13 protein-coding genes are annotated in these 17,083 nt (G+C 73.8%); 5 read left to right on the top strand and 8 right to left on the bottom strand.

What is annotated here, in order from left to right; genetic code table 11:
- The first annotated feature begins 3 nt into the window (after positions 1-3).
- Entirely contained in the window at positions 4-165 is a 162-nt protein-coding gene (locus O0S08_RS24495) for a hypothetical protein (RefSeq protein ID WP_269041661.1), read from the top strand.
- A gap of 42 nt (positions 166-207) precedes the next feature.
- Here the strand turns inward: O0S08_RS24495 and O0S08_RS24490 are convergent, their stop codons facing one another.
- Positions 208-3,723 carry a WD40 repeat domain-containing serine/threonine protein kinase gene (locus O0S08_RS24490; RefSeq protein WP_269041660.1) on the bottom strand — a complete coding sequence of 1,172 codons (3,516 nt, stop codon included), beginning with the start codon at positions 3,721-3,723 and terminating at the stop codon, positions 208-210.
- Positions 3,724-3,800: 77 nt separating this feature from the next.
- Positions 3,801-4,445, bottom strand: coding sequence for an RNA polymerase sigma factor (locus tag O0S08_RS24485; protein ID WP_269041659.1), 645 nt, complete (start codon positions 4,443-4,445; stop codon positions 3,801-3,803).
- 175 nt (positions 4,446-4,620) lie between these two features.
- Between O0S08_RS24485 and O0S08_RS24480 the strand changes: the two genes are divergently transcribed.
- Positions 4,621-5,652 (top strand): Kelch repeat-containing protein, encoded by a 1,032-nt coding sequence (locus O0S08_RS24480; protein WP_269041658.1) that lies wholly within the window; start codon positions 4,621-4,623, stop codon positions 5,650-5,652.
- Positions 5,653-5,719: 67 nt separating this feature from the next.
- On the opposite strand, the gene O0S08_RS24475 is transcribed toward O0S08_RS24480, so the two are convergent.
- The 3 genes from O0S08_RS24475 to O0S08_RS24465 form a co-directional block, all read right to left on the bottom strand.
- Positions 5,720-7,789, bottom strand: coding sequence for a hypothetical protein (locus O0S08_RS24475; protein WP_269041657.1), 2,070 nt, complete (start codon positions 7,787-7,789; stop codon positions 5,720-5,722).
- A 208-nt stretch (positions 7,790-7,997) separates the two neighbouring features.
- A complete protein-coding gene (locus tag O0S08_RS24470) occupies positions 7,998-8,996 on the bottom strand; it encodes a spermidine synthase (RefSeq protein WP_269041656.1) in 999 nt (332 codons plus the stop codon).
- Between the two features lie 92 nt (positions 8,997-9,088).
- The gene (locus O0S08_RS24465) at positions 9,089-10,543 is read right to left on the bottom strand and encodes a ferritin-like domain-containing protein (protein ID WP_269041655.1); all 1,455 of its coding nucleotides are present in this window, start codon (positions 10,541-10,543) and stop codon (positions 9,089-9,091) included.
- A gap of 422 nt (positions 10,544-10,965) precedes the next feature.
- Here O0S08_RS24465 and O0S08_RS24460 point away from each other — a divergent pair, with 422 nt between their 5' ends.
- A complete protein-coding gene (locus O0S08_RS24460) occupies positions 10,966-11,775 on the top strand; it encodes an ATP-binding protein (RefSeq protein ID WP_269041654.1) in 810 nt (269 codons plus the stop codon).
- A 72-nt stretch (positions 11,776-11,847) separates the two neighbouring features.
- On the opposite strand, the gene rnk is transcribed toward O0S08_RS24460, so the two are convergent.
- Entirely contained in the window at positions 11,848-12,261 is a 414-nt protein-coding gene (rnk, locus tag O0S08_RS24455; RefSeq protein ID WP_269041653.1) for a nucleoside diphosphate kinase regulator, read from the bottom strand.
- Between the two features lie 303 nt (positions 12,262-12,564).
- Between rnk and ada the strand changes: the two genes are divergently transcribed.
- Positions 12,565-13,638 carry a bifunctional DNA-binding transcriptional regulator/O6-methylguanine-DNA methyltransferase Ada gene (ada, locus tag O0S08_RS24450; RefSeq protein ID WP_269041652.1) on the top strand — a complete coding sequence of 358 codons (1,074 nt, stop codon included), beginning with the start codon at positions 12,565-12,567 and terminating at the stop codon, positions 13,636-13,638.
- 254 nt (positions 13,639-13,892) lie between these two features.
- Here the strand turns inward: ada and O0S08_RS24445 are convergent, their stop codons facing one another.
- Complete coding sequence (locus tag O0S08_RS24445; protein ID WP_269041651.1) at positions 13,893-14,723, bottom strand: hypothetical protein; 831 nt, start codon at positions 14,721-14,723, stop codon at positions 13,893-13,895.
- A 256-nt stretch (positions 14,724-14,979) separates the two neighbouring features.
- Here O0S08_RS24445 and O0S08_RS24440 point away from each other — a divergent pair, with 256 nt between their 5' ends.
- Positions 14,980-15,858: a peptidoglycan-binding domain-containing protein gene (locus tag O0S08_RS24440; RefSeq protein WP_269041650.1), complete on the top strand. Its 879-nt coding sequence runs from the start codon at positions 14,980-14,982 to the stop codon at positions 15,856-15,858.
- Between the two features lie 20 nt (positions 15,859-15,878).
- Here O0S08_RS24440 and O0S08_RS24435 read toward each other — a convergent pair whose 3' ends face one another.
- On the bottom strand, positions 15,879-16,820 hold the full coding sequence (locus O0S08_RS24435) for a hypothetical protein (RefSeq protein WP_269041649.1): 942 nt from the start codon (positions 16,818-16,820) through the stop codon (positions 15,879-15,881).
- Between the last annotated feature and the right edge of the window lie 263 nt (positions 16,821-17,083).

The following is a 17,083-nucleotide window of genomic DNA, read 5'->3' as shown; positions in this document are numbered from 1 at the left end:
GGGTTGGCTGGTCAGGGGCGGCTGTGGATCACGCCCTGGCGGACGGCCCGCGGCGGTCGCCACGGCGTCGAGTCGACCGCCGGGTGGGGCCTGTTCGAATACGTGGCGTTCGGGGTCGGTTATCGCTGGTTCCCGGCGCTGCTCAATCACCGCAAGTCGCGGTGAGCGGGGAGCGATTGTCGTGAGGTGGCGTGAGGGACATGTCTCTCAGGGCATGATGTGCGCGGGAGCCGGCGCGGCTTCGCAGGGGCCGCGGACGTCGGCGCGCGCGTCGGTGCCGGCGAGGGCCCGGCAGGCGGCCGCGAACACGCCGGGGCGCGTCGCGGGGAGGGTGAGGACGGCGTCGTTGCCCTGGTGGAGGTGCAGGGTGGCGCCGTCGTCCGCGAGCCGGGGCGCGTGCCAGTCGCTCCGGTGGGTGTCGCGGATCCGCACCAGCAGCTCGCCGGTGCGGGCGTCCCACACCAGGACGTCCCCGTCGTCGGCCGGCACCGTCAGGCGATCGCCGGAGCGCGAGAAGCGATCGTGGACGTCGCCGTAGGGGTCGATGCCGTCGAGGGTGGCGATCAGCTCGCCGCTCGGGACGTCGCGGAGCCACCCGCGGCCGGGGCCGTAGCAGTAGGTGACGAGGCGGGTCTCGTCGGGGGAGAGGTCGGCGTCACCGAAGTCGGCGGAGCAGGGGTCCTCGACGCCGAGGCGGACTTCGCCGGTGGCCGCCGCGTAGACGGTGACACGCCCGCCGCGCTGGACCAGGAAGGAGCCTGTCCCCACGAACCTGAACTCTCGGACATGTTCTTCGGAGCCGGCGGTCGCGGCGGCGTACAGCTTCTGGCAGGTCGTCAGGTCCCAGACGGCGAGGGTGCCGCGGGCATCGTGGGTGGCGCCGAGGCGGCCGTCGTCGCGCAACGCAGCGGCGTGCAGCGGCTGGCCGTCGCCGGCGAGGGTGCAGGCGCGCTCGCCGGTGCGGGTGTCGAACACCGCGAGCGAGCCGTCGCGCTGGCCGACGGCGACGCGATCGGCGTCGCGGGCGAAGGCGGTGACGACGTCGAGCACGCGCTCGTCCCCGGCGGCGACGACGTGGCGGAACAGTTCGGCGCCGGTCTGCGGGTCGAGCAGGCGGATCGACCACTCGCTCGGGGAGTAGACCGCGAACGGCCAGACGAGGAAGCCGGCGGGGACGCGGGCGACGAGGGGCACGCCGAAGATGCCCGGGAACGCCGGGATGGTCGCCACGGGCGCGTCGGAGTCGGTGCGGATCCGGGTGACGCCGGCCTCGTCGAGGGTGGCGACGAAGGCGTCGTCGAAGGCGGTGACGCGCTCGCCCGGCGGGGCCTGGCGGCGTCGGAGCACGCGCGGGTCGCCGGTCCGCCACAGGCGCACCGTGCCGTCGTCGCTGGCGGTGGCGAAGCGGGTGCCGTCAGGCGAGGCGACCACGTCGCGGATGAAGCCGCGGTGGCCGCGAGTGCGGGTGACGAGCTGGCCGGTGGCGCCGCTGCGCAGGAGGAGCTGGTCGTCGAAGCGCGAGACGACGGCGCCGCCGGCGAGCTCGACGGCGCCGCTGCTGGGCTCGGGCCACAGCGCGAGGAGGTCGCCGGTGGTCACGTCGTAGAGCCGCTGGTGCCAGTCGTCGAGGACGAGGCGGGTGTCGTCGTGAAGGAAGCGCGGCACGCCGTGGGCCGGGCCAAGCGAGCGCAGGAGGCGGTTCTCGTCGAGATCCCACAGGCGCAGCTCGCCCTCGGCCTCGGCGACCGCGAGGAGGTCGCCGCCGGCGGCCAGGCCGAGGCGATCGAAGCGCGACGGCCTGGCCCCGGGGACAGGTGGCAGGCGGGCCAGGCGGCGGCCGTCGGCGACCGCGAGCAGGTCGAGCGCGTGGTCGTCGCGGGCGACGATCACCGCCTGGCCGTCGCGGGCGAGCAGGATGTCGCCGAAGTTGCCGGCGAGCTGCCAGGCGATGGCGCCGGTGGCGAGGTCCCAGGCGGCGAGGCCCCGGTCGTCCTCGTCGGGGCGCAGGCGACCGACGACGTGGGCGCCGCCGGCGGCGAGCTGCGGCGCGGCGCAGTCGGACAGCTCGCGCGTGAGCGTGCCGGTGGCGACGTCCCAGACGGTGCAGCGCGGTCGCTCGCGCGGGCCGACGCCGTCGGTGAGCAGGCGGGTGCCGTCGCGGTCGAAGGCGAGGGTGCTGCCGATGCCGGCGTTCGTGTGACCCTCGACGCCCTGCGTGGCCCACAGCTCGGCGCCGCTGTCGGCGTCCCACAGCCGGAGCGAGCCGTCGCCGTGGAGGGAGGCGACGCGGGTGCCGTCGGGGGTGAAGGCGACCTTGACTGCGCCGCGCCGGCCGTCGAGCGTGGCGTGGGGGATCAGGGCGGGCAGCGCGGCGGCGAGGCCGTCGAACACCAGCGCCGGCGCGCCGGCGAAGTCGGGCCCGTGCGGCGCCGCGAGCTGGATGCCGCGGACCAGGGCGTCGCGTTCGTGACCTGGCGTGGAGGACAGGCGCAACACCTCGGCGGCCTGCTCGGCGGCGGCGATCGTGGCCCGCTCGAACTGCGCGCGCTCGCTCTCGTTCGCGCGCCGCTCGGCCAGCAACTCGGCGCGGTCGGCTCGCGCGGCCTCCTGCGCGGCCTGCCACGCCTGCGTGCCGGCGAGGCCGGCCACGCCGACCAGGGCGGCGCCGGCGAGGCGCAGGACTGTGCGCCGGGCGGCGGCCCGTCGGTCGCGCCCGAGCTCCCGCAGCAGCGCGGCCATCGACGGCCAGCGCGAGGCCGGCGCGACCTCCAGGCCGCGCACGACGGCGGCGTGCAACCAGCCGGGCACGCCGCGGCGCGGGTCGGGGGCCGCGATCGCGCCGGAGGTCCTGGCGGCGACGAGCTCGGCGAAGCTGTCGCCGGCGTGCGGCCAGCGGCCGTGGAGGCCCTGGTAGAGGGCGACGCAGAAGGCGTACTGGTCGCTCGCGGGGCTGGCGAGCCCGCCGGTGAACAGCTCCGGCGCCATGTAGGCCGGGGTGCCGAGGACCGCGCCGGTGGCGGTCAGGCCGGCGAATTCGCCTGGCGATTCGGACATGTCCTTCAGGTCATCCTCGAGGTCGCCCGAGAAGCGCGCCAGGCCGAAGTCGAGCACGCGCGCGCGGCCGTCGACGCCGACCAGCACGTTGGCGGGCTTGAAGTCGCGGTGGACCAGGCCGGCGTCGTGCGCGGCCTGCAGCCCGCGGCCGGCGGCGAGGAACACCGCGAGGACGGCCTCCCAGCGGCGCGGACCGGCGGGCAAGGCGTGCAGCCAGTCGGTCAGGACGTGGCCGTCGATGTACTCCATGGCCACGTAGACCTGCCCGGCGTGCTCGCCGACCTCGTGCAGCTGGACGACGTTGGGGTGCGACAGGCGGGCCAGCGACAGCGCCTCGCGGGTCAGGCGGGCCCGCGCCAGCGGCCCGGCCTCGCGCGAGCCGTGCAGCAGCTTGACCGCGACCCGGCGATCGAGCTCGTCGTCGTGGGCGGCGTAGACCTCGCCCATGCCGCCGCGACCGAGGACCCCGAGGACGCGGAAGCGACCGATCCGCGGCGTCGCCACGGACACGCCGAACAGCTCGTCGGCGAGGCGGACGCGCATCACCTCGAGCTCGGGGGTGCGGCGCAGCTCGGGCCGCGGCAGGCCGGCGAGGTCGGCGAGGCCGTCGGGGTCGGTGGGGTCGACGTCGGGGAAATGGTGGGTGCGGTCGAACGGCGGGACGGGCATCGAATCGGCTCCACCGGAGTGGTTCCCCGCGCCGCCGTCCTGCTCGCCGGGCCGGTCGATTTTTTTTCGCGCCTCGCTCACCGCCGCTCCGGCTCGCGCCGGGCCCGCAGCGGGGCGCGCAGCTCGGCCGCCCAGCGCTCGAACCCCGACTGGGTGCTGTGCGCCAGCGACGGCGACTCGGCGATCCGCTGCATCACCGCGTCGAGCTGCTCGCGGGCCCGCATCAGCCGCGTGCGCACGGTGCCGGGCGGGATCTCGAGCACCTCGGCGATCTCGCCGGTGGTGAGACCCTCCCAGTAGTGGAGCTCGACCAGGACCTGCAGCTCGACGGGGATCCGTCGCAGCGCGGCGAGGAGCAGGCGCACCTCCTCGCGCTGGCCGAGGGCGGCGCCGGCGGAGGGCTGGAGGTCCTCGGCCGAGACGCTGGTGAAGTCGAGGCGCTGCTGCTCGCGCGCGCGGTCGCGGAAGTGGCGGCAGAGCTGGCGGTAGGCGATGGCGAACAGCCACGAGCGGAAGCTGGCGCGGCCCTGGAAGCTCGGCAGCGACTCGACGCAGGCGAGGAAGGTGCGCTGGACGAGGTCGCCGCTGTGCTCGCCGACCTTGCTCTGGAAGAAGCGGGCGACCGCGTCGTAGTGGCGCTCGAACAGCTCGAAGCCGGCCTTGCGGTCGCCCGCGAGCCAGGCCACGAGGAGCGCGTCGTCGGGAGGCGACGGTTCGGACACGCGCCCCGCAGGATGCCGCGCCGCGCCGGCGCGGTCAAATCACTCGAGAGCGCGACGGGCGTCCGCGTGCCGTTACCCGCCCATGCGTCGCGCGACGACTCGGGCCCGCCGAGGGCCGCGATCGGGGGCCATGCGCGCGCAACTGTCGGCGCATGGAGCCGACCTCGCGAGGGGCGTGTTCTCGCTCGAGGCGCTGCCGGGCGGTCGGGCGCTCCTGATCGGCGGACTTCAGCCCGACGGTCCCGACGCCGGCAAGGACCCCGACCCGGTCGCCGGCACGGTGCTGTGGCGCCGCGAGGACGGCTTCGTCGCCGGCCCCGAGCTGCTGCAGCCGCGCTTCGAGCACGACAGCGCGGCCCTGAGCGACGGCAGCGTCCTGGTGTTCTCGGGGCGATCGAGCCACGAGTTCGAGCCGAAGATCGTCGACGTAGAGCGCATCGATCCCGAGGGGTCGGCCAGCGAGGTCGTCGGTGCGCTGACGGAGGAGCGGCGCGACATCATCGCAATTGCCGAGCCGGGCGACACTGTGGTCGTCCTCGGCGATTCGTTCGTGGTCGCCGAGCGCTTCGATCCGTCGACCGGAATGTCGACACCGCTGCCGGTCGACCTCGAGTTCTCGTTCACCTCCGCCTTCCTGGCGCCGGTGAGATCGGCCGCGTGGCGGGGCAACGGCGAGCTCGTGGTGCTCGGCGGCATCAACGGCTCGTTCGACGCCGCGTGGGATGTTCAGGGGCCCCAGGTGATCGATTTCGCCGGCAACAGCAGTCGAACGATCGGCGCCGACGCCGGCGACGCCACGACCTTCCGCCGGCAAGCGCTGACCCTGCCCGACGGCAGCGTGCTCCTGCTCGGGAACCCCGGGCAGAGCGTCCTGCCGGGGCCCTGGCTGATGCGCCTGGACGCGGCGGCCGACACCTTGACCGCGCTGCAGGAGTTCACCGATCCGCAGACGGCGTTCAGCCGCGCGCCGACGGGCGTCGTGCTCGCCGATGGTCGGGTGTGGATCGTCGGCGAACCCGGCCACGATCCGGGGGTCGCCACTCACTTCTACGATCCCGCCACCGACGCGCTCACCCCCGGCCCGTCGCTGCCCTCGCCGACGTTCCCGGTCGCGGCGGTGCTGCTCGACACCGGGCCGGTGCTGCTGCTCGGCGGCAGCGGGAATGGGTACGTGGATCCGGCCCTGACCGCCTTCTTGCTCGAGTGATTCGCGGGCTCGCGAAATGACATGATATGCCCCGTGGGACATGTCATGGCATTCGTGCCGCCAGGCGTCACTCCGGGTCGCAGGGCCCGTCGCAGAAGGTCTCGACCACGCCCTCGCGGAAGAACTTGTCCATCGAGGCGTTGGCGGCCGCGGTCTTGCGCGGGCCGCCGTGCGGGTCCTCGCCCTCCTTCATCGGCACGTTGACGGTCGGCTCGGGCGGGAGGCCGAAGTCGAACTCGACCATGGCCGAGCCGGAGTGGCTGCCCTCCACCTCCTCCAGGCCCCAGATCGGGCGGTTGACGGGGCCCATGTTGACGACGTCGCCGATGGCGCGGGCCATGATGTGGGCGCCCAGAGTGGTGACCTGGTGATCGCCGATGGCGACGTTGAGGAGGACGTCGTGGGCGGGCGTGTTCGGCAGCGGCTCGCGGATGTGGTGGCTGTAGCCGTTGGGCTCGGCGCGGTCCCACAGCATCTGCACCAGGCCGAGCACGACCTGGATGTCGATCGGGTCGGGGTAGGCGCCCTTGACGACCGCGAAGAAGTTGTCGAAGTCGACGCTGCGGTTGAGCAGGATGTTGTACGGCTGGCCGGGGACGCCGAGCATGCCGCGGGTGGCGTCGACCTGCACGGCCATCAGCGTGGCGCCGAAGATGCCGCCCTGGCTGTTGCCGAAGTAATAGGCGGACGAGGTGTCGAACATCGCCGGGTCGCCCTGGTACGTCAGCGAGGGGTCGCTGGCGAAGTCGCCGAGCATCATCCGCGTGGCGAGCATGAAGTTGAGGATGCCCTGCTGGCCGCGGTCGGGGACCGCCGCGAATTGGTGGAGGTTGCCGCCGAGAGCGCCGACGATGGTGACGATGTCGTCCTCGGCCATGCCGACCCAATCGACCGCGAACAGGATGTAGTTGTAGTCCTCGGCGAACTGGCGGAAGTGGCTGGCCTTGACCTGCGAGCGGTTGCCGAGCAGGCCGTGGCCGTAGGCGACCGGGGCCGAGGGCGCGGTGAAGGCGCTGTACGGGATGAGGACGGTGAAGGGGTAGGTCGCGGTGCCGTTCTGGGTCGGCAGGCCGGCGTCGTCGAGGATCATGCGGCCGCCCGACTCGGGCTTGTCGAGGTAGAGCGGGACGGTCATCTCGCCCTCGACGCACAGGGCGATGTACTCGTCGCAATTCTCGGTGACCGACTCGATCTCGTAGTCGGGCCCGGCGGCGCCGACCTGGGCCAGGGCGTGGTCGCGGATGTGCAGGAGCCGGCCGGTGATGTTCTCGGTGCTGGCGACGGTGTAGTCCCACGCGAGCTGGAGGTCGTCGCGGGCGACGCCGGCCTCCTCGAGGCGCTGGAAGATGTCGGCGTAGAGCGGGCGGCGAGCGTCGATCGAGGGGTCGTCGGGGAACGGGGTCAGGTCGCGCAGGGCGGCGAACGCGGGCGAGGGCGCGAGCGGCTGGCCGCCGGCGTCGACGACGTTGCGCACGGCGTAGATCAGGCGGGCGCCGTCGCGCGGGCGGTCGACGGGGCGGATCAGCAGGGTGCGCCGGGCGTCGTCGCCGTGCGACATGTCGAGCTCGCTGAAGTGCGGCACGAGCTCGCCGGTGTCGGCGTCGAGGACGATGGTGGGGCTGTCCAGGGTCAGCGAGAGCTCGATGCTCCACGGGCCGGGCAGGCCGGTAATGGTGGCACCCGGCATGTGTACCATCCCCGGCAGGCCGCCCGAGAAGCCGTCGAGCTCGGCGAACACGTCGGTCTCGGGCAAGATGCCGCCGGTCGACATCGGCAGCGATTTTTGCGGGAGGGCGACGCGCCGGCCGGTCGGAGTGGCCGGATCGGCGGTGGTATAGACATTGTTGGGGAACGGGAACAGGCAGTAATTGGGGTCGAGCGGATCGCACTCGAGGGTCGGCCAGTCGACGTTCGGATCGGGCTCGGGCAGGACGCTGCCGGTGGTGCCGTCGGTGCCGGTGGTGGTGGTCGGGACGGTCGTGTCCGTGCCGGTCGGCGGACCGTCGGTGGTGGTGGTCGACCCGGTGGTGGTCGTGCCGTCGGAGGCGGATTCGGTGGCAGAGTCGCCGCAGGCGCCGACGAGGGCGGTGAGCGTCAGGGCGGCGATTGTGGCGGCGAGCGGGCTTGTCCGGATCACGCTGGAGTCTCCCTACGGTCCGTCTTATCACAGCTCGCTACAGGGCCTTCGCGAGGCCGACGTGCGCTGACACCGGGGCGTGACGACGACGTGACGTTCGTGCGCTTTTTGCGCGGACGGCGAGCCGCGAATCCGGGGCCCGCGATCGCGGAGCCGCGGAGATGGCGGGCTTCGGGGTGCGACAGCGCGATGCCGCAATGCCACAATTTTATGGCGCGGGGCGCCTTTCCCACGGGGAGGTGGCCTCGGCGAGCTTGGTGAACGAGATCCCCCAGGTGCCGAGCGCGTCGAGGGCGGCCGCGCGGCTGCGCAGGGCCTCGGGACTCAGCGGCTCCTCGCGCGTCAATGCGAGGACGATGTATTCGTTGCTGTCCCGCCGGCGGACCACCTGGACCTGCGGGAACACCTCGGCGATGGCGTTCACGTGGGCGTCGTAGCCGGTCAAATGGTGAATGTTGAAGGCCGCGACGCCGCCGGGGCCGAGGCGGGCCTTGACGCGGCGGAGGAACCCGAGGCCGCGCAATTCTTCGGGGACGCCGGCGTTGTCGGTGCCGGGGGCCCCGGGGTCGAGGAAGGCGTCGAGCCAGATGATGTCGTACGATTCGCCCTCGCCGGCGATGAAGCGCACCGCGTCGTCGGTGATGAGCTGCAGGCGCGGCCCGGGGACCACGCCGAACCATTCGCCGGCGAGGCGCACGACCTCCGGATCGATCTCGACGACGTCGATCCGGGCCGCAGGCACGCGCGAATGGAAGTACCGCACCAGGGTCCCGCCGCCGAGGCCGACGATCAGCAGCCGCTTCGGGTCGTCGACGACCATGAACGGCGCGGCCATGGTCTCCGCATAAGGATGCGCGGGGACGTCGGGGTCGGTGAGGTCGACGATGGTCTGCACGAATTCGTCGCCCCGCTTGCGGATGAAGCCGAGGGTGCGCTTGGTGCCGTTCTGGGCGACGCGGATCTTCGAGTACTGCGAGGTGGCCTCGGCGAGGACCTTGCGCCCGCGCACCCGCGCAGGCGGGGCCGGGGCCGGCAGCGGCAGGTCGGCCGGGGCGGCCGCGACGGGGGCGCTCGCGGGCGGCGGCTCGTCGGCGGCGGGGCGGTGGCACGCGGCTGTCCCCTGGGACAGGAGGAGCAGGGCGAGGACGGGCGCGAGAGCACCTCTGGGGCGCGTGAGCGAGGGCGACGAGGCGACGGAGGCGCGCACGCGCCGATGGTAGCACCCGCAGCGGCGGGGCGGGCGGCCGCGGCACCCGGCCGGCACGACATGTCTTTGCGGCCAGGTCGTCTGCGCGGCGGTCAGACCGGCAGGTCGGTGGTCGGGCGGGCGACTGCGAGGTCGTCGAGGAGGGCGCGGGCGCACGGGAGGACCACGGAGCGCATGCACTGGGCGGCCAGGGCGACGCGCTCGCCGGCGGGGAGGCGGCCGTGACGGCGCAGGACCGCCGGGTCGAGGCGGTCGGGCGGCGGGGCGGCGATCCGCACCGCCAGGGCCTCGGCGACGACGCGGCGCAGGGCCGGGCCGCCGCGGCCGAGGGCCCACTGGACGGTGCGCCAGGCGAGGGCGGCGTGGCGCTGCTCGTCGGCGGCGATCCGCCGCAAGGTGGCGGCCAGGGCCGGGTCTTCACATGTCCTCGCGGCCAGGTCGAGCTCGGCGGCGGCCAGGGTCTCGCCGACGCAGCCCTCGCGGACGACGGCGGCGACGACGGCGGCGAGGTCACCGGGGCCGCCCAGGGCGTCGTCGGTGGCCAGCGGCCCGGGACCGACCGGGGCGCCGGCGTAGTCGCTGGCGAGGGCGAAGGTCAGGCGGGCGTGCACGACCTCGTCGAGCTGGGCGGCGCAGGCCTCCTGGACCAGCCCGGGCGGGGCGCCGTGGGCGAGCAGCTGCAGAGTGAAGCGCGCGAAGGAGGCGACCGAGGCGTGCTCGGCGAGGGCGTCGGCGGTCCACAGGGCGGCCAGCTCGGCGCGCGCGGCCGGATCGAGGCCGGCGACGAAGGCGGGGGCCGGGCCGGTGGCGTCGGCCAGCCAGTCGCGGCGGCGCGTCGGGGCGGCGGTGCGAGCTGTCCCTTCGACCAGGAAGGGTCGGCCGTCCTGGCAATTCCAGCTGTACTGGACGACGTGACAGCACTGACCGTCGGCGGGCAGGGGGCCGCACGCGACCAGGAAGCCGAAGTCCTTGCAGAGCTCCGGCAGATCGCCGAGGCAGTCGGGGACGCACTCGTCGCAGCTCTGCAGGCCGTCCGGCACGGGCACGCAGATCCGGACGTAATCAAAACAGTCGGAGGCGTTGAACTCCTCGCACCCGGGGATCTCGAGCAGGTCGGTGGGCATCAATTCGTCGCCGAGCGCCGAGACGCTGCGGCACGTCGCCCCGGTGGTGCCGGTTGTCTCGTCGCTCGAGGTCGTGGTGGTGGTGTCGTCGGTGGTGCTCGAGGTGGTGGTGGTCGTCGCCGGCTCGACTTCGCCGGTGGTGGTGACTGGGCCGGTGCTGCTGTCGACGCCGGTGGTCGCGGTGGTGAGGAGGGTGGTCGCGGCGCCGGTGGTGGTGGTCGCGCCGGTGGTGGGGTCCGGCGGGACGCTGGTGGTCGCGGGCGCGGTCGTGGCGCTGGTGGTCGTGGTGGTAGTGGTGGTGCCGGTCGCGGTCGCGGTGTCGTCGCCGAGCGGCGGGCGGGTGCAGCCTGCGGCCGCGCCGAGGCCGAGGGCGTGGAGGAGGGCGACCCGGAGACACGCGAGCGACGAGGAGGCGGCCGACATCCTCTCCAGGCTACGCGCGCGCCGGTAGCCGCGGAACCTGGGGCCGGGGCGGGACATCACGCGCAGGCCGGCGGCGAGGGTGATGGATCGCGCGGGCCCCGGCCATCGCAAGCCCGCGAGCCGGCAGCGCCGCGCGCGGATGTCCGAACGGTCATGTCACCAGGGACGAGCGGCTCCGGCCCCGCAGGCCTTCCCGATGGGCCTCGCCGCCGCTGGAACGCTGGCGGCGAGGCCCGCGCAGGTTCGGGCGGGACCTTGCGAACGGCCGTTGCGGTGGCGCGCGCGGGACTCCGCGCCGCGCGGGACGGAGGGCGTCGCAGGCGAGCGATGGCCGGGTCGTCGCGCCGGCGCTCGGCCACGCGCGAGCGGACGGCGGTGGGCCAGCGTCTGCACGCTTGCGACACGGTGCTACACGGATCGCCGTGAATGCGTCCGCACAACTCTGCCTCGCAATCGCCAGCCGACGCGTGGAGGTCGAGTCCGCGTCGCAGGCCGTGAAGGGATTCCTGCGCCGGATCGGGGTCGACGACGAGGCCTGCTGGCGGACCGAGGTCGCGGTGCGCGAGGCGGTGGCCAACGCCATCGTCCACGGCAACGGCGAGGACCCGGGCAAGCAGGTCGGCGTCGCGGTCGAGCTCGGCGGCGGTCGACTGGTGGTGCGCGTGCACGACGAGGGCGCCGGCTGGGACGGGGCGTGGCTGGCCGATCCGCGCGACGAGTCGCGCCGGCTCGAGCCGCGCGGGCGCGGGGTGTTCCTGATGCGCCACTTCATGGACGAGGTGGTCCACGACCGCCGCGCCGGCGGCGGGACGACCGTGACGATGTCGACGCGCCTGCACGAGCGCGTGAGGCCGCCAGGGGTGGGGACCGAGCAGCTGCCGAGAGAGCCGCGGACGATCATCGACGCGCGCCAGCGCGACGACGTCCGCGTGTTCGAGCCGACCGGCAAGATTACGATCGGCGCCGGCGCGGTGGCCCTGCGCGAGGCGGTGCTCGCGGCGCTCGACGGCGGGGAGCGCAAGATCGTGCTCGACATGGGCCGGGTGACCACGGTCGACTCGTCGGGCATCGGCGCGCTGGTCAGCGCCTACTCGAGCGCCGCCAACGCCGGGGGCCGGCTGGCGCTGTGCCGCGTGCCGCCGAAGGTGCTCGAGATCCTGCACGTCACGCAGCTCATCGGCGTGTTCGAGCTGTTCGACGGCGAGCTCGAGGCGCTCGCGGCGCTGGTGTGACCAAGGACATGTCCGAATGGGCATGATACGAAGAGCATGTCGTAAAGGGCATGCTCTTCGGGACATGTTTTTTTAGGCGTCTTCGAGGTCCTCGCCCACGGCCTCGGGCTGGTAGAGGATCTCGAGCACCGTGAGCTCGGCGACCCGACCGCCGGGCAGCGGCCACTCGATGTCCTGGCCGACGGACAGGCCGAGGAGGGCGCTGCCGACCGGCGCGAGCACGGAGACGCGGTCGGGGCCGACGTCGCCCGGGTAGACGAGGGTGAGCTCGAGCTCCCGCGCGCTGCGGCGCTCTCGCAGGCGCACGCGCGAGTTCATCGACACGACGGTGGGCGGGAGCGCGTCCGGGTCGACGACCGCGGCGCGCTCGAGCTCGTCGTCGAGGGCGTCGGCGGCGTCGGTGTCGCGGACGCCCGGGGCGGTGAGCAGACGCTTCAGCCGGCCGAGGTCGAGGCGAGAGATCGTGATCGGTGGGGTGGATTGCATGGCGATGGCCTCGGAAAAAAGACGAAGCCCGCCGGAGCGGCGGGCTTCGTCTGCAGGATGCGCGATGCCCCGGGCCGGCGCAACCGCGGCGGGCGGGCGCCGCGCGCGTCGAGGGAGGACCTGACCGTTGCGACAGCCGAGCGAGCGCGCGAGCCGGGCGCGGGTGGCACAGTGTCGGGTCGTCGGCGCCGGGAGGCCGACCTCGAATGCGACAGCAAGACCCGGAGTGCCCGGCGCCGGCCGAGCGGCTAGCGTGACGGCAGCGGCGGGGGGGGTCCCGCCAGATCCAGGAGCACGAGCGCCATGTCCACCAAGTCCGCAGCGCGCGCGGCAGCCGTCGTCAGCGACCCTCGCTGGGCGGCCGTGGTGGCGGCCGATCCGGCCGCCGACGACAACTTCTTCTACTCGGTCTGCACGACCGGCGTGTACTGCCGGCCGTCGTGCGCCTCGCGGACGCCGCGGCCGGAGAACGTGGCCTTCCACGCGACCGTGGCCGAGGCCGAGGCCGCGGGGTTCCGCGCGTGCAAGCGCTGCAAGCCGGGCGGCCAGTCGCAGGCCGAGCTGCACGCGGAGATGGTGGCGGCGCTGTGCCGCTTCATCGAGGACGCCGAGACCGCGCCGCGGCTGGCGGTGCTGGCCGAGCAGGCGGGCCTCAGCGCGTACCACGTGCACCGGATCTTCAAGGCGATCACGGGCCTGACGCCGCGAGGCTACGCGGCGGCCCGCCGCGACGCGCGGCTGCGCGACGAGCTGAAGCGCGGCACCACGGTCACGGAGGCCATCTACGGCGCGGGCTACGGCTCGGGCGGCCGCTTCTACGCGCGCGCCGAGCAGGTGCTGGGGATGACGCCGTCGGCCTACCGCGCCGGCGGGGCGGCGACGGCGATCCGCTTCGCCGTGGGCGAGTGCTCGCTCGGATCGATCCTCGTCGCCGCGAGCGCGCGCGGGGTGTGTGCGATCCTGCTGGGCGACGACCCCGACAAGCTGGTGCGCGACCTGCAGGACCGGTTCCCGCGCGCCGAGCTGATCGGCGGCGACCCGGCGTTCGAGCGCCAGGTGGCGTCGGTGGTCGCGTTCGTCGAGGCGCCGGGCCTCGGCCTCGACCTGCCGCTCGACGTCCGCGGCACGGCTTTCCAGCAGCGCGTGTGGGAGGCGCTGCGCACCATCCCGGCCGGCGCGACGGTCTGCTACGCGGACATCGCCGAGCGGATCGGGGCGCCGCGCTCGGTCCGCGCCGTCGCCCAGGCCTGCGCCCAGAACGCGCTGGCGGTGGCCATCCCGTGCCACCGCGTGGTCCAGCGCGACGGCGGGCTGTCCGGCTACCGCTGGGGCGTCGAGCGCAAGCGCAAGCTGCTGGACCGCGAGGCGAGCGCGTGAGCCTGTCCTGAAGGCCAGGCGATCCCGCCGAGCGCGGGCGACGGCGAGGCCGAAGCGCCCGCGGCCTCGACAGCCGCGGGCGACGGCGCAGTCGGGCCGCGCGTACGCCTGTCCGAAAGGTCATGTTGCGCCGGTGCTGCGGCGTCGCCGACCCGAAGCGGCGGGCGAGTTCGCCTGTCCCGAAGGCCAGGAGAACTCGGCGCCCGACGGCTCGGGGTCGTCGACGGCGGGCGGGCGCTCGCCTGTCCCGAAGGTCAGGGGAGCTGACCGCACGCGCCGAGCTCCGGCGCCAGGTCGGGGTTGTTGAAGCTGAAGCACTCGAGGCCGTCGGGGCAGATGCCGCCGACCTCGCAGTAGGGCAAGCAGCAGCCGCCCTCGGGGCCCTGCGGGCACATGGGGGCGGCATCGGGCGGGCTGCACATCAGGCCGCGGTCGCAGTCGTTGGCGGCGGTGCAGAGGTCGTAGATCTGGCCGCCGTCGCCGGAGACGTCGGGGGCGCACACGAAGTCCTCCGAGAGCGCGGCGCACATCTCGCCCTCGATGCAGTTCTGGTCGAGCGGGTCGCAGCGCGTCAGGCACATGTAGTGATAATTGCCGAAGCTCTTGCCGCACACCTGGCCCTCGGGACACTGCGGGGTGTCGGCCATGCCGTCGCAGACCTGGATGCACGTGCCCTGGCCGCCGGGGATCACGTTCCAGCACAGGAGACCCGCGTCGCAGTCGTCCGGGCCCGCGCCGTAGCCGTCCTCGGCGAGGCACAGCTCGCCGACCTGCGCGGGCGTGTCGTCGAGCGGCACGCACTTGGCGCCGTCGAGGGTCGCATCGCCGTCGAGGCTGTAGAGGTTGCACTTCTGGCCCGGAGGACAGTCCTGCTGCCACGGGTCGCACTGAAAGGCCGGGCCGGGGCCGACGTCCGGCTCCGTTTCGGGCGGGCCGCCGCCGGTGGGTCCGCTGCTCGTGGCCGGCTCGCCGTCGTCGTCCTCCTCCGGCGGCTGGTCGGTGGTGGTGCCGGCGCCCGCGGCCTCGCACGCGAGGGCGAGGGCGAACGGCGCGGCTCGGCGGAATAGCGACAGGTACCGCGGCATGGCGAGTCCTCCTGCTCGAACTCTAGTCGGCGTCGCCGCATCGGGCCCTCGCCGTGATCGGAACCGCGACGGACGTCGGCGCCTCGGGGTCCCACCGGCGCGGCGGAGGCGCGACGCGCCAATCGTGGGACCGCGATCGTCGCATTGCTGCGATCCGCGCGGGGTGGCGGCATTGCGACGGGCCGGCGGGCCGAGTTGAAGCGGCGTTCCCGGGCGCGTAGTCTGGTGAAATAGGCGGAAGGCTGTGGGGACGAGCATGACTGTGCGGGCGGAGAGCCTCGATTTGTCGCTGCGGGAGGTGCTGTTTCTGCTGGACCGGGGGATCCGGGCGGTCCAGGCCGATCACGGGCTGGTGAGCGACGGAATCGTCGGTCCCAGGACCCGCGCCGTCCTCGACGAGTTGTTCCGCGCGCCGGCCGGCCTGCCCCGCGGCAAGGGGATGTTCGTCCGTTCGGTCAAGCACCTCGGCTCGATCGCGGCGATGCAGGCCCAGGTCGCGCAGGTGGGGCTGCGCTGGCTGGCGTTCCAGTGCATCTGGCAATACGAGAACAAGCAGAGCCAGGTGTGGAGCGGCTTCACGGGGCACGCGAAGGCGCTGCGCGCGGCGGGCCAGGCGTGCTGGGTGTGGGGATTCCCGTGGCCGGGGCGCGAGGCGGAATTCGTCGAGGTGCTGCTGTCGTCGGCGACGAGCAGCGGGGCGAGCGGGGTGCTGGTCGACGCCGAGGCGCCGTACGTCGGGGCGCCGGAGGCGGCGGCGCGATTGATGGCAGCGCTGCTGCCGGCCGCCCGCGCGGCTGGTCTGGCGGTCGGACTGACGTCGTACGGCGCGCCGTGGAACTTCCCGCGGTTCCCGTGGGCGGCGTTCACGGGGGTCGACTTCGCGGTGCCGCAGATCTACGACATCGACAACAATCAGGGCTCGGGCTACCCGCAGCGGTCGATCGCGGCGTATCGATCGCTCGGGTTCTCGCGGGTGGTCCCGGCGTGCCCGACGTTCGCCAAGACCGCGGCGCAGCTGGCGGCCCTGCACGCGTCGGTGTCGCCGCCGGACGGCGCCGCCATCTGGTGGGACTGGTACAACAGCACGCAGAACCCGTTCACGTGGAATCACGTGCGGGACTTCGAATTGCCGTAATGATGCGAGCGCACGGCCGGTCAGCCGGTGGAGTTGCCCCCGCAATCCTCCGGGACCCACGTCGGGACGCCGTCGTGCAGCTGGCAAGTGCCCTCGCACGCCGAGACCAGCAGGCTGCACTCCGGCTCGGCGATGCACGGGCCGAATTCCGGGGGGTTGCCGTCGTCGTCGCAGTAGGTCACGCCGACGACGCCGTCGTGCTCGCAGGCGAGGTGGAGGCCGACCAGGGGGCACGGATCGCCGGGCGAGGCGGTGCCGCCGGGCTCGGGGGCGGGCGCGGGCTCGACGGCGGCGGGCTGCAGGACGGGCAGGAAGAACTCCTTGCAGCAGCCGCTGAACACGTGCACGCCGTCGCAGAACTGCTCGAGCGCGCCGTCGTGCTGGCAGGCGCCGACCTGGTTGTTGTCGACCCAGCAGGTGCAGAACGGGGCGTCGCCGAGCGAGCAGACCATCTCGTAGTCGTGATCGTCGAGGCACTGGCTGCCCCATTCGCACTCCTTCGCGTCGCCGCCGCTCGAGGGGTTGCCGCCGAGGTGGTAGCACCAGCCGTTGCACACGTCGGCGGCGAGGTAGACCGCGGCGCACTCGGAGGCCTCGCACTTGGTCACGTCGTCGAAGGCGGCCGCTTCGGCCTCGCAGCGCCGGGCGGCCAGCTGCTCGGCCAGGCACGTGCCGGCGAATTCGAAGCCCTCCATGCACCCGTCGTAGCAGGCGATGTCGGCCAGCGCGCAGCCGGAGTCGCGCTCGATCAGGTTGAGGCAGAAGTCGATGCACACCTGCTCGAGGGTCGAGGGGTCAGTGTGGCTCGGCTCGCCCGCGGTCGTCGTCGGGGTGGTCGAGGTGGGCGCGACGGTCGAGGTGCCGTCGGTGGTGGTGGTCGCGTCGGTGGTGCCGGGCGTCGTGGGGCCGCAGGCGAGCAGGGCGACGAGGATGGGGAGGCCAGGGCGGTAATTTAGGCGCATCGGCGGATGCTACGGGACGGCCGGCCAATGTGGCAAGCGCGGTCGTGAACGGTGCATTCGCCGGTGCGCACGGAAATCCAATGGCTGTCTCTCGAGACAGGTCATCGCCGCGCGCGGCGGGCCCGTCGCGGGGCGAGAGGTCGAGGCGGGACCCCGCGCGCGCGGTCGAATGCGGCCGGCGAGCGACCGGCTCTCTGGCCGCCGCCCGCGCGTGACGGGGGCGCCGAGCGGCGAGGAAGCCGAAGCGCAGGCGGACGCGCCGG

It is taken from the genome of Nannocystis punicea, from assembly GCF_026965555.1.
Classification (GTDB): Bacteria; Myxococcota_A; Polyangia; order Nannocystales; family Nannocystaceae; genus Nannocystis; species Nannocystis punicea.
This window is presented reverse-complemented; position numbering and strand designations above follow the sequence as displayed.

Coding starts and splice junctions, on each gene's coding strand:
- O0S08_RS24490 (WP_269041660.1), bottom strand. CDS start 3,723: ATGCCCGTCCCGCCGTTCGACCGCACCCACCATTTCCCCGACGTCGAC.
- O0S08_RS24465 (WP_269041655.1), bottom strand. CDS start 10,543: ATGTCGGCCGCCTCCTCGTCGCTCGCGTGTCTCCGGGTCGCCCTCCTC.
- rnk (WP_269041653.1), bottom strand. CDS start 12,261: ATGCAATCCACCCCACCGATCACGATCTCTCGCCTCGACCTCGGCCGG.
- ada (WP_269041652.1), top strand. CDS start 12,565: ATGTCCACCAAGTCCGCAGCGCGCGCGGCAGCCGTCGTCAGCGACCCT.
- O0S08_RS24445 (WP_269041651.1), bottom strand. CDS start 14,723: ATGCCGCGGTACCTGTCGCTATTCCGCCGAGCCGCGCCGTTCGCCCTC.
- O0S08_RS24440 (WP_269041650.1), top strand. CDS start 14,980: ATGACTGTGCGGGCGGAGAGCCTCGATTTGTCGCTGCGGGAGGTGCTG.
- O0S08_RS24435 (WP_269041649.1), bottom strand. CDS start 16,820: ATGCGCCTAAATTACCGCCCTGGCCTCCCCATCCTCGTCGCCCTGCTC.